Below are 12311 nucleotides of genomic sequence, written 5' to 3'. Positions count from 1 at the left end.
AAAATGCTCCAGAAACTATCTCAAACAGTGGACTTTTAAGATTAATACAAATAGTTCAGAAAAAGGACAGCCAAGCTATGCTACAGCTCATTGGTATCTCTTAAAAAACGATATTTTGCATGTAAGTAAATTTATTTACTTGCCACAAGAAGATGCCATTTCCCAGATTATCGTTGAATTTTTAGAGTACATTCAGTTAAACCAACTGGAATAGAAACTTTTAAATAAAAAAGTATGAATGAGTTGTAAAAATGCTTCTTTTTTTCCCCCTATATAACGAGAAGCAAATAAAAGCGCGCAGCTTTCTCTAGCCAGTCTGATTAGACAAAAAAACTTTAATTAAAAGGAGATAATTATTATGGCATTTACAAAAGAATACACTGCTAGTATCGTTTTGAATTTGGATCAGGTCAGACAAATGCAAAGAGCACAACGAAATGTTTATGATAAGGGTCTTGTAGAGCAAAATACTAATGCTTTGGCCATTGCGTTAAGTACTTCGCTGTCTGTTATTGGAGCTATGTTTTTTAAATACACTGCACCTAGTTTGGCAGCAGGCATAGCTTCTCTCCTGGTGGGTATGATTCCTAGTGAAAAAGAAGCTCTCAAAAGTATGGTTATTAATGGTTACTGGGAAATGGGGTATCTCCAAGACTTTTTGGAGGACAATCAAGGGAGATATGATTTGATTGAAGTTAAATTCCCATTTATTGAATACGAAACACAGGGAATCAGATTCATTACCGGTAAAGGTGTAGTGACGCGAGTGCATTCCACCAGCGGTGGATGGATGCTTCTTTAATAGTCATAGAAAAGATAATCGCTTGTCTTTATCTAAGACAAGCGGTTATCTTTTCCTCCAACAAAATTTATTCGAAAAATTTTTGCATTAACTTTCCATTATACCCGCTAATAATCTCATATGAAACAACGCTATTTTTAGGAACGGCCGAATTGTATTTATAAACTACTAAATTTTTTTCTCCCAATATGGTTAATCCAAGTTTCCTTTCTTGTTTTGATCTTATAGTGATCCAGTACAAGTCGGACGAGGGAGTACTTGAATTGGATTTTTTTAGCTGTAATTGCGAAAATACATTTATGATTTGGTTAATTGATTTAGGGTCTGACACAGTTATTTTCTTTTCATTTGCAGAATTATCATCGGATTTAATAATTTCAATTGTGTCAATTTCCTCTAAATTTACTTGTCCCAAAGCTGCTTCTTTAAAAGATATAGTCGTTTTAGATGTAAAAATGACTCCTGCAACGACTATTACTACTAGAAGTATTATGAAACTTAGAACGTATTTTTTTTGTATTTTCATAAAGTCCTCCTTATAAATCATATGTACATAATATACCATTAATATAAAAAAATTACCATGACAGCCTTTAGCCCCTTCCATACTGGATTCGTCTCCAGCTCCTTCAAGCCCGTTGCCGTTTTTTTCGTGTAGTCTTCCCCGACAAACATATAATCCAGGTTTCGTTTTTGCGAAGGGGGGCATAGGCCTTAGCCAAGCTCAAAATGGGCTATAGTCTCTATAATGCCTTTTTAATTTCATGTAAAATGTAATGATTACCAAAATGGGCAGCGATGGAGGGCGACATGAAGGATTTGAAAGATCGTTTACATACGATCCATCAAGAGCAGCACAGGCTGCTTAAGGAATACCAGACGTTAATTGCGGACTACGAAGCCTCGGATGTCATTCTGGAGAATGAGGTGCTACGGAAGAAATTCGAGGATGTTCAGGCCCGCTGTATTCGTCTGGAAGAGCGGGTACAACATATTGAGCAGGAAAATGGAAAGCTGCGCACGGCGCTGACGGAGCAAATGCTGAGTGAGAAGGCCAATATGATCCGCATCTCGCGCGAAAAGCTGGAAAGCTATTTTGCTTCCAGAACAGCAGAAGGGACGAACCGATTGACTGCCTTTGAGTACGGGGCTAAAAATCGTGTAGACCAGCTTATTCAGCAAAGCACTCATGAGCTTAAAGAGGATCAGGAGGAGATCGTCGCCAGATTGCGGCAGTTCTCGGAGGAAATCGGTGAGCGGATCATGGAGCAACGCCGACGGTTCCAAGAGGCTGAGCAACATCTGCTTCATCATACGGCGAACGGGCTGGACCAGCTTCAGGAAGAAGAGATCAGCGAAGAAACGATGCAGAAGCGCATGAAGCAAAATCAGTTCGAAATGAAGCTGGGCTTGAACTGGATCAACAAGCTGGGGATGTTGCTCATTATTCTAGGCGTAGGAGCAGCCTTTAAATATTCATATTCCAACTGGTTTACAGGAAATATGAAGGGCGTAGCCTTTTTTCTGTTAGGAGCGCTGATGCTGGGTGGCGGCGAGTGGTTGTACCGCAAACAGAAGCAGACCTTTGCGCTCGGCATATTGGGCGGTGGTATTTCGGTGCTGTACGGGTCGATTTTTTACAGCTACTTCTTACTGGAAATTATAGGAATGTATACAGGCATTGGCTTATCCGTACTGGTTACGGTAACCGCTGTGCTACTGTCGTTAAGGTATGAATCCCGAACGATTTGTTCTTTTGGATTGGTAGGGGGATATCTCCCGTTGTTTTCCTATATGGCGGCGAACGGGTTGGAAGGGAACGCGGTTTACATCGCCATGGGCTACCTGTTCCTGCTGAACCTGCTGATTCTGCTTGTATCCTTCCGCAAACGCTGGGTCGTCGTGCAATATATCAGCTTTCTGCTGAATACACCCCTGATGATTGTACTGGTATGGTTGTCGGATAGCACGACTGCAAGCATGTTGTATGCAGTTATTACATTTGCAATGTACCTCGGGATGACGCTCTGGGTGCCATTCCGATTAAAAGAAAAGCTGTCCTGGCTGGACTTCTCCCTGCTGACTATGAACACAGTCGTAAGCTGTGCCGTGCTGTACTCTCTGTTCGACGATGCGGGCCTGGATGATTACAAAGGCTTGCTGGCACTCGTCTTTTGCCTGGTATATGGGGGCTTGGCGCAATGGGTCAGCAGATTTATTCCGGAAGAGAAACAGACAAAGGTATTATTTTATGCCACCTCCTTGACCTTCGCCATTCTGATGATTCCGTTCCAGTTTGGCGTCAAGTGGCTGTCGATGGGCTGGCTGATCGAGGCTGTTCTCCTGACGTTGTATGGCAGCCGTTATCGGTTGAAGGAATTGGAGCGAGCGGGCTGGGGCATTTTATTACTATGTCTGGGCGCATTCTTTTTCGTCGATTTCCCTATATATCTGCTGGCCGGATTTGAGACGGATTATTTTGGGCTCAAATACACGCTTATTACGCTGGGAATGCTGATCGTTACCGTCTTTTATGCGATTCAATTCGGCCGACCGGATGCTTTCAAAAATAATCGTCTGTACGAGATGCGTATCATGCAGGTTTTTAAATATGTGACGCTGGTGAATGTGTATGGTTATTTACTGTATGAAGCCGGGCATTGGTATAACATCATCGTACCTGAAGGATTCACACACTATTCCTTTTACAAAGCGCTGCTGTACACCTGTGTATCGCTGGTTTTGGCATACTCCTTGCCTAAAGTGAAGCTGCTGTATGATCAAGTGATTAAATACTACAGCTTGGCGCTGTATGTCATTGGCTATGCGTTGGGGCTGCTGGTTACCGTGGCCATTCCAACCTTGCATGACAATTATGCGCAAAATACGGCTGCCGATTATGTGGCGTTGGTGGTGCTGGCTGCCTTCAACGTTCTGGTATTTTTCAGCAGCAGGGATTTCCTGAACGCACTGATGACCCGACATTATCGAAGCACGGAGCTGTATCCCGTGATCATGGGCGTATATTTGCTGGGTGTGATTACCGCATTCCTCGGGGTTCAGTTCCGTCTGGGCGATGCCGGGCTTGTATTCAGCTTGGTGTATCTGTTGCTGGCCATTGTGTATATTGTCTACGGTTTCCGCCAACGGGTTGTCTACATTCGCAGATTTGGTCTGGGATTGACTTTGTTATCGACAGGCAAGCTGCTGCTGTATGACCTGCATCTGTTAACGACAGGTAGCACCATCGTAGCTTACTTCTCTTTTGGTGTGGTATTGCTGGCGATTTCGTATATTTATCAAAAAGTATCCAATCGTATGGGAGAGGTCATTATAAAGAAGGATGTTGAAGAGAAAATGTAGTTTTTTGTAGGATTATATAGATATCCGACAATATGAAAATAAATTCGATAATAGTGAAAAATATTGTATGACCTTACATCCTACTTACGCTATAATGAGTAAAAATTATTTATGTACGCATGCTTATGTTTATGCGGAAGTAGAGAGAATGAGGGGGATACAATGAGTTTGAGCAAGGGGCAGAACAGCCTGAACGATAAAAATGAACGCTTCTCGTCAGCCGGATTCATATTGGCAGCGATCGGGAGTGCGGCAGGACTCGGCAACATTTGGAAATTTCCATATATTACTGGACAGTATGGTGGGGCGGCATTTTTCATGCTGTTTATCGTCTGTCTGTTGCTTGTAGGTTTACCTGTATTGCTGGCTGAGCTGGCGCTTGGTCGAGCTGGCCGGGGGAGTGCCGCTTCTGCTATGGTCAAAGTAGGCGGTCATCCGATTTGGGGTAAATTAAGCATCATGTATGTGATTATCCCGTTTGTCATTTTGTCGTTCTACAGTATCGTAGGGGGCTGGACGCTCCATTATGCTATACAGGCATTCACCGGAAAATTGTTCTCCAATAACGATTTTGCCGGACAATTCGCCGCATTCTCTTCGGGCTACGCACCACTGGCATGGCTGTTGATCGTTTTTGCCATTTGTGCAGTTGTCGTTATTTTGGGTGTATCCAACGGGATTGAAAAATTCAATAAAATCCTCATTCCTGCCAAAGTCATTCTATTGCTCGTCTTGATGGTGAATGCTCTGTTGCTGCCAGGTTCTGGCGCAGGTGTAGCTTTCTTTTTGAACCCTGATTTTTCTAAGCTCACTATAGAATCAGCATTGGTTGCTTTGGGACATGCCTTCTTCTCACTATCTCTGGGGATGGGAATCATGGTAACGTATGGTGCGTATGTGGATCGCCGCCAATCGCTGGGTACGGCTGCGTTGGCCATTGGAGGAGGCGATTTGATCTATGCGTTTATCGCAGGTATGATCATTTTCCCAACTACCTTCTCCTTCGGTATTAACCCGGCTCAAGGACCGTCCTTGGTCTTTATCGCATTGCCAGCAGCGTTTTCCGCTATGCCTTTCGGTTCCTTTTTCGGTGGTTTGTTCTTTGTACTGCTGGCGGTTGCAGCCATCGGCTCGATGGTATCTCTGTTGGAGGTGCCTGTCGCCTATGTGATGGAACGTTTCCGCTGGAGCCGTATCCGCTCGGTTATCATCGTTTCTGTCCTGTGCCTGTTGATGGGTGTTCCATCCGCATTGTCTATGGGGCTGGTGCCGGAACTGAAGGTCGGAGGCAAGTCATTCTTTGACTTTGTAGATTTCACGGCATCCAACATCTTCTTGCCGCTCGGTGGCTTGATGGTGGTTATCTTTGCAGGGTACTATTGGAAAAATGCAGCAGAGCAAGCGAACCTCAAGCCTGTATGGTTCCGAATCTGGTTGTTTGCCCTTCGGTATATTGCACCGATCCTGATGTTGCTGGTATTCCTGCATACCTCAGGCATCATCAAATTTTAAGCTACAATCAACAAAAAGGCATGTTCTTCCTAAGGGAAGAGATGCCTTTTTTTGTATATCTATCAGTGGTTACCTAACTGTGGAAAGGAGTGATATAATAAAAACATTGTCATGAATTTTAACTTCATTGAAATCATTACGAATATGAAGTTTTATATAATGAAAGAAAAGGCTACAGGGCATCGCACCAAAACGATGTGCAGGAGAGGGAAAGGGCAGAAGAGCATTGAAACAGACAGGGAGCTTGAATTTGCATGAAGGATGGCGGCTGAAATGAAGTCTAGTCCGTTGCCATCACAACGTCGTTATATGCCAGGATTGGATGGATTAAGAGCGCTGGCGGTCATTGCAGTCATTGTGTATCATCTGAATCCGGACTGGTTGCCGGGAGGCTTGTTGGGTGTAGGCGTTTTTTTTACGTTATCGGGGTATTTAATCACGGATATTCTGGTAAGTCAGTGGGATACATATCATAGTTTTAAAATGAAAGATTTCTGGTTGCGTCGGGCCAGAAGGCTGCTGCCTGCCATGCTGACGGTTGTAGCCGTCATTGTCCTGTGCTCGTTGCTTTTCGACCCGTCACGGCTCATGGCCTTGCGCGGAGATGTACCTGCTGCATTGCTATATATGAGTAACTGGTGGTTTATTTCTCATCAGGTATCGTATTTTGAAAGCTTTGGACCACCTTCGCCGCTCGGACATCTGTGGTCGCTGGCGGTGGAGGAACAATTCTATATCCTGTGGCCGTTAATGCTGGCGCTTGGGTTGAAATACATGCCCAAGCGTATTGTGCTCGCAGGCTGGGTAACTTGCCTGGCGTTGATCTCTGCGCTGCTGATGGCGGTCATTTACGTGCCGGGAACTGATCCCAGCCGGGTGTATTATGGCACGGATACACGCGGATTCGCACTGCTGATCGGTGCGGCGCTGGCTTTGGTATGGCCGAGCGGCAAACTGAAAGGGCAAGCGTCTGCCAAGGCGCGCTTGTTTCTGGACAGCATCGGCGCGGTCAGCTTGCTGCTGCTGTGTCACTGGGCATGGGCCTCGAATGAATATGACCCGTCTATGTATCGGGGGGGCTTGCTGGGCATAGCTTTGGTTACTGCTATTGTAGTTGCAGCATTAGCGCATCCGGTGAGTCATCTCGGAAAGCTGCTTGGACTCAAGCCGCTGCGCTGGATCGGCGCACGCTCCTACGGGCTATATCTGTGGCATGTTCCGGTTATCACCCTGACGACACCGCAGGTGGATACCGATGGTGTGCATGTGCTGCGAATCATTTTACAACTGTTAGCAACCATATTGCTTGCGTCTCTCTCGTATAAATATATTGAGGAGCCGATCCGGCACGGAGGATTTCGGCACTGGATCGCGGGCATTCGTACAGTGGTTCGCAGACAGGCACGCTGGAGATGGATGCCTGCAACCGCAGCATCAGTGTTTTTTATAGGAGTTTTTGCAGGTACCGTTCACCTGTACGTGGCGCCTGCTGGCGCAACCACTCAGGCAGCGGCGAACGATGGGATTCTAAGCGGGAAGACAGTACCGCCGCTTCACGGAACTGTATCCGTGGCTTCGAAGGAGCCGAAAGCCAAGCCACAAGTATCCGGGGGCAGTAAGGTGCAGGACGGAGTTAAGGTCCAAGCTCAAACCCAAGCGCCAAAGAATGCGGAGACTAAGGCTGACACTACGGATGGGGCTAAGGTTCAGTCGGATACCTCGACTCAACAGAAACAGGCAACGTCTAGTGCAGATGTTGGCGCAGGTGTCACCGCAATTGGCGATTCTGTCATGCTGGATGTGCAGGCATACATTCAGCAAGCTTTCCCAGACGCGGTTGTAGACGGACGGATCGGTCGGCAGATGGCAGAAGCGCCTGCCGTGCTGGAGCAGTTGAGACAGAACGGACAACTGGGGAAGACAGTCATTATTGAGCTGGGCACAAACGGTGCTTTTACCAAGGGCCAATTGACCGATTTGCTCGCCAGTTTGAAGGATGCGAAGCGTATTATCCTCGTAAATACTCGTGTCCCACGTCCATGGGAGAGCATTGTGAACAGGCATCTTGCCGAAGCGGCAGCCCAGGATGAACGGATTACGATGATCGACTGGTACGGAGCCAGCTCTGGCAAAAACTCGTATTTTGAACCCGACGGAGTTCATTTGAAGCCCAAAGGCGCCAAAGCCTATGCATCTTTGTTGGCTCAGGTTTTGACAAAGCCATCTTAAATAGCAATAATCTATCGGGAATACGTTAGCCCCGGATCCGGGGGTTTGTATGGAACTCTTGCCGTGGTTGCTTACCGGCCATTGTTAGGTAGCTGTGATGCGCAAACATCACGGCTACTTTCTATTTTATTAAGCTATTCAGGCCATGCTTTCTTGCTTAAATGAGCATTGTTGTTTTTGAAGCCCAAAGGGTAACAACTTTTTGCTATTTGGCTACAATTTTTCAATTTTCATTTTACTTATTTATGGTAAGGTTACCTAGACGAACATGCCTGATTTCGGGAAATATAAATTGTGGTGGGGGTACATAAGCTAATGGAAAAGAGTTACACACATAGCAGGACAAGAGAGCATCGCTTGAAGAGAAACAAAAGAAGATTGCTATTCGTTGCTATTTTATTATTCGTGATCGGTTGTATTACGCTCATTGTGCTAAAGGTGTCAGATAGCAAACCACCAGCCCAAACACTGGAGCAAGTTAAAAAAACAGATACCGTATCCCATGACAAATCAAAAGGTAAAGCTGCTTTACAAAAAGACGATACCGGAGTTGAAGATGGTGCCTTTGTTGAGAAATATTTAAACCAACAAATGCTGGGTCAGAAGCCTGATGGAGCCGACGGTAAAAAAGTAGCTTATTTATCTTTTGATGATGGGCCATCGGTGACCGTAACACCTGAAATATTAGATATTCTGAAAAAACAGAAGGTTAAGGCAACCTTTTTTGTCGTAGGAAAGGAAGCCGATGAAAATGAACATACGAAGAATATCATTAAAAGAATTGTTGCAGAAGGTCACGCTATAGGAAACCACACGTATTCACATAACTATAAATATCTATATCCCCACAAAGCTGTAAGTACGGATAACGTTATGAATGATATTGAAAAGAACAATCAGGTATTAAAAAGCATTCTGGGACCGGACTTCTCGACAAGAATGATTCGATTCCCGGGAGGCCACATGACGTGGAAGAAAAAAGATCCAAAGGGTATGGCCGCATTAGATGCAGCTTTACTTAAGAAGGATTACCACCAAGTGGATTGGAATGTATTAACTAAAGATGCAGAGGGACGACACAAGAAAGCGGCCGGACTCATAAACCAATTCATGAAGTCTGTAAAGGGTCGAGAAAAAGCCGTGATCTTAATGCATGATACCTATGGCAAGGAAGAAACTGCAAAGGCTTTGCCGGTCATTATAGAATATTTAAAAAAACAGGGGTATGAATTTAAGATTATGAAGTGAATATATGTTTAGGTTGCTCCGTTTTGCTTGTATTCAATTTTATAACAAGTAAATTAGTCTTAAAAGCCCTTTGATAGCTTATATAATATTATTTTTAGGTATATACTATAATAAAATAGTATTTAGGGGGAGATTATGCTGGTATTAAAATCATACGAGGTATTTATACCGGGGGCTTTCCCAACATATACCTACGTTTCAAGAAATACACCTGATACTTCCTATTCATACGAATTTAGATTAGCTCAATCACTTAAAACTATTGGTTATCTAACATCAATTATTGGCCCTTCAAAAACCGGGAAAACGGTTTTATGCGAGAAAGTAATAGGACAAGATAAAATTGTGGATTTGACAGGAAATGACTTCAAACATTCAGAAGATTTTTGGGTAACAGTAGCCAAAAAAGTAGGCCTATCACTAGAGAGCAACCATATAGAACGTAGAGGTATTGAAGGAGAAGGAACAACGGGTCTTATAGAAAAAAAATCAACGGCAATCACAGAGTCATTTCGTTCTGGTAAAGATAAGATTATTCAATACTTTAATGAGAATAATCTGGTTCTTGTCCTAGATGACTTTCACTATGCCCCAGGGGATATGCAGCTGGAAATGGCTTATCAATTAAAAGATGCTATTCGAAAGCAATTTCGAACGATTGTCATTTCTTTACCCCACAGAGCTGATGATGCCATTCGTAAGAATCCTGATCTGAGTGGAAGATTGAATCTTATCAATATTGAGCCTTGGCAACTGGATGAACTAAGTGAAATCGCAACAACAGGTTTCGAATCATTAGGTATGAATATTGACTTAAACTATGCCAAGGATATAGCTCTTGAAAGTCTTGCTTCTCCTCAACTCATGCAATCCATATGTTTGAATCTTGCCATTCAACTGGATGTAGATCATAACCGTGAAAATGCACAGATTACGAGTAAGACTCAGCTTGAAGAAGCTTATAAGATGACAACAATTAATCTCTCATATAAAGACGTGGTAAGGAAGTTAAAGGCTGGGCCGAATCCAAGAGGACAGCAGAGAAAAACCTACAAGCTTGTTACTGGTGAAGATGCGGACATTTATGAGCTGTTAATAAAGGCAATTTCACTAAACCCCCCTGAGATTAGTATTTCTATAGACGATATGAAAAAGAGAATTGATGAACTTATTAGTGATGGTAATGATAAGCCTGACAAGCCAAAGGTAAAATCTGCAATAGAGCAGGTTCAATCCATTATGCAAAATAGTGAGAGTATTTATCAGGTTTTTGAATATAAGGACGAGAAAATTTACATTTTGGAGCCGCACTTTTTATTTTATTTACGATGGGGGATTCATTAATGGGAGAGGGTATGACCACATCAAATAGAACAAAAAGTGAAACAATTCAGGCTATTCAAGAACAGATAGATGAGGTTCAGTTACTAACTCAGTCCGAGAATAATACCGACGAGGGGAAACTTGAAGAGTGGAGAATTTCAACAAGTAGAGTTCTTCAGAAAGCTTTTTCGAATGCATCAATTGCTCGTGAGTTTTTGTTGAAAACCGATGCAAATACCTTTCATGATGTGGGTGTTTCCTATTTAAAAGGATTGATAATTGACATAAATAAGGGGCTATTTGAAAAAATATTCCCTTCATCGTCATCTAACCCAGATCTTATTGATCTTCAAAGCTTCCATGTGATTATCCGAAGAATAATGCGTAATTTTTATAAACATATAGAAGAGATGTATCATAAACCTGTACACGGTAGTGGAACCATTCGACAAGAGAATCTTACTAGAATATCTCTAGGGAACGAGTACGATGTACAGCGTATGTTATTTTCCCTCATTCGTCCGATTTTTCCAGAAGCAAGAGTCGAGATATCAGATGACGGCGGCTATAAGTCCGTTAGATATGATATATACTTAAGGGAGTATGAAACTGTAATAGAAGTCAAATGTTCGCGTCCCAAAATGAGTGAACGTGAATTGACTGAACAATTAGGGTCAGATGCCTTCCACTATAGGGAGAAGTACGTATACTTTTTTATTTATGATAAGGACAAAATTGTAGATAATGTGGATGCCTTTTGTAAGACCTATCATAAGAGTTTAGAAATAGACGGAAAACAAATTGAAACCATAATCATGCAGCCTGTTGTAATGTAGAAAAAAATAAGCTGAAGGGAGATATAACAAGGCAACTTACCTATCACTTCTGTAGCTAAAACAAAAAAGGACGAGGGCCATTGGCCCCGTCCTTTTCTATTGTAGAAGATATACATTTCGTCTGTTTTAGAGCTGTTCCGCTTCAGCCATCGCCTGAATGAAAGCTCCGATACCTTTGGGATCGTTCGTCACAATCGGCTCGCTGATATAGTAAGCGAAGGTACCGTCCCGACGATCTTTACCGCCCAAACCGCTTACTTGCACCGTTTTGTTCAGATTCACGAGTCCTTCTTCGGTAATCGTGATAAATTCATCAATAATGCCTTTACGGATGATTTCTGCCTCTTGACGATATTGCTCTGGCAGATAACCTTTGCGAACGCCTTTGGCGATCGCATAGAGAATCATGCAGGAAGCGGAGGCTTCCAGATAGTTGCCTTTCACATGGCCCAGATTGAGCACCTGATAAAAGACCCCACTTTCTTTATCACGTACTATCAACAGAGCTTCCAGTGTTTCTGCCAGCATATCGAGCACGGCAGGGCGATCTGCGTGATCTTCTGGAATATAATCCAGTACATCAACAAGTGCCATTACGAACCAGCCTATAGAGCGTCCCCAAAAGTTCTTGGAGCAGCCTGTTTGCGGATTGCACCAAGGCTGTTCAAGCTTCTCATCCCAAGCGTGGTAGAGCAGACCCGTCTCAGGATCACGCGTATGCTCGTAGCAGAGCTTGAATTGCAAGGTAACATCGTCAAATTCTGACGGATCTCCAAATTCGCGGATAAATTCAGCGTAGAACGGGGCACCCATGTACAAGCCGTCCAGCCAAATTTGATACGGATAAATTTGCTTATGCCAGAATGCGCCCTCGCTTGTGCGGGGGTGTTTTTCCAACTGACTGCGTAATTGGTAAGCTGCCTTTTTGTATCGTTCGTCTCCTGTCGCACGATACAGAGAGAAGAGCAGCTTTCCGTTATTCACGTGGTCAATATTGT

At 43.6% G+C, this 12311-nt stretch carries 9 protein-coding genes and 1 pseudogene; 8 read left to right on the top strand and 2 right to left on the bottom strand.

Annotated elements, in window-relative coordinates:
- Nucleotides 1–214: pseudogene (locus tag C1I60_RS24735) on the top strand (hypothetical protein); the annotation flags it as partial.
- A gap of 144 nt (nt 215–358) precedes the next feature.
- Nucleotides 359–802, top strand: coding sequence for a hypothetical protein (locus tag C1I60_RS05265; protein WP_137060791.1), 444 nt, complete (start codon nt 359–361; stop codon nt 800–802).
- A gap of 67 nt (nt 803–869) precedes the next feature.
- On the opposite strand, the gene C1I60_RS05260 is transcribed toward C1I60_RS05265, so the two are convergent.
- Nucleotides 870–1511 carry a DUF5301 domain-containing protein gene (locus tag C1I60_RS05260; protein ID WP_137060790.1) on the bottom strand — a complete coding sequence of 214 codons (642 nt, stop codon included), beginning with the start codon at nt 1509–1511 and terminating at the stop codon, nt 870–872.
- A 101-nt stretch (nt 1512–1612) separates the two neighbouring features.
- Here C1I60_RS05260 and C1I60_RS05255 point away from each other — a divergent pair, with 101 nt between their 5' ends.
- The 6 genes from C1I60_RS05255 (at nt 1613) to C1I60_RS05230 (ending at nt 11313) form a co-directional block, all read left to right on the top strand.
- Nucleotides 1613–4165 (top strand): DUF2339 domain-containing protein, encoded by a 2553-nt coding sequence (locus C1I60_RS05255; RefSeq protein WP_137060789.1) that lies wholly within the window; start codon nt 1613–1615, stop codon nt 4163–4165.
- Nucleotides 4166–4327: 162 nt separating this feature from the next.
- Nucleotides 4328–5677: a sodium-dependent transporter gene (locus tag C1I60_RS05250; RefSeq protein WP_137060788.1), complete on the top strand. Its 1350-nt coding sequence runs from the start codon at nt 4328–4330 to the stop codon at nt 5675–5677.
- A 273-nt stretch (nt 5678–5950) separates the two neighbouring features.
- Nucleotides 5951–7906 (top strand): acyltransferase family protein, encoded by a 1956-nt coding sequence (locus C1I60_RS05245; RefSeq protein WP_137061008.1) that lies wholly within the window; start codon nt 5951–5953, stop codon nt 7904–7906.
- A gap of 315 nt (nt 7907–8221) precedes the next feature.
- The gene (locus tag C1I60_RS05240) at nt 8222–9154 is read left to right on the top strand and encodes a polysaccharide deacetylase family protein (RefSeq protein WP_137060787.1); all 933 of its coding nucleotides are present in this window, start codon (nt 8222–8224) and stop codon (nt 9152–9154) included.
- Nucleotides 9155–9289: 135 nt separating this feature from the next.
- Complete coding sequence (locus C1I60_RS05235) at nt 9290–10498, top strand: AAA family ATPase (RefSeq protein WP_137060786.1); 1209 nt, start codon at nt 9290–9292, stop codon at nt 10496–10498.
- The gene (locus tag C1I60_RS05230) at nt 10498–11313 is read left to right on the top strand and encodes a PD-(D/E)XK nuclease domain-containing protein (RefSeq protein ID WP_137060785.1); all 816 of its coding nucleotides are present in this window, start codon (nt 10498–10500) and stop codon (nt 11311–11313) included. Before C1I60_RS05235 ends, C1I60_RS05230 begins: the two co-directional genes overlap by 1 nt.
- Nucleotides 11314–11439: 126 nt before the next feature.
- Here C1I60_RS05230 and C1I60_RS05225 read toward each other — a convergent pair.
- On the bottom strand, nt 11440–12311 hold an 872-nt coding region (locus tag C1I60_RS05225), incomplete at its 5' end, for a glycoside hydrolase family 88/105 protein (RefSeq protein WP_252361575.1).

The sequence above is a fragment of the Paenibacillus terrae genome, from assembly GCF_005217525.1.
Classification (GTDB): Bacteria; Bacillota; Bacilli; order Paenibacillales; family Paenibacillaceae; genus Paenibacillus; species Paenibacillus terrae_C.
This window is presented reverse-complemented; position numbering and strand designations above follow the sequence as displayed.

Coding starts and splice junctions, on each gene's coding strand:
- C1I60_RS05250 (WP_137060788.1), top strand. CDS start 4,328: ATGAGTTTGAGCAAGGGGCAGAACAGCCTGAACGATAAAAATGAACGC.
- C1I60_RS05235 (WP_137060786.1), top strand. CDS start 9,290: ATGCTGGTATTAAAATCATACGAGGTATTTATACCGGGGGCTTTCCCA.
- C1I60_RS05230 (WP_137060785.1), top strand. CDS start 10,498: ATGGGAGAGGGTATGACCACATCAAATAGAACAAAAAGTGAAACAATT.
- C1I60_RS05260 (WP_137060790.1), bottom strand. CDS start 1,511: ATGCCCCCCTTCGCAAAAACGAAACCTGGATTATATGTTTGTCGGGGA.
- C1I60_RS05265 (WP_137060791.1), top strand. CDS start 359: ATGGCATTTACAAAAGAATACACTGCTAGTATCGTTTTGAATTTGGAT.
- C1I60_RS05240 (WP_137060787.1), top strand. CDS start 8,222: ATGGAAAAGAGTTACACACATAGCAGGACAAGAGAGCATCGCTTGAAG.
- C1I60_RS05255 (WP_137060789.1), top strand. CDS start 1,613: ATGAAGGATTTGAAAGATCGTTTACATACGATCCATCAAGAGCAGCAC.
- C1I60_RS05245 (WP_137061008.1), top strand. CDS start 5,951: ATGAAGTCTAGTCCGTTGCCATCACAACGTCGTTATATGCCAGGATTG.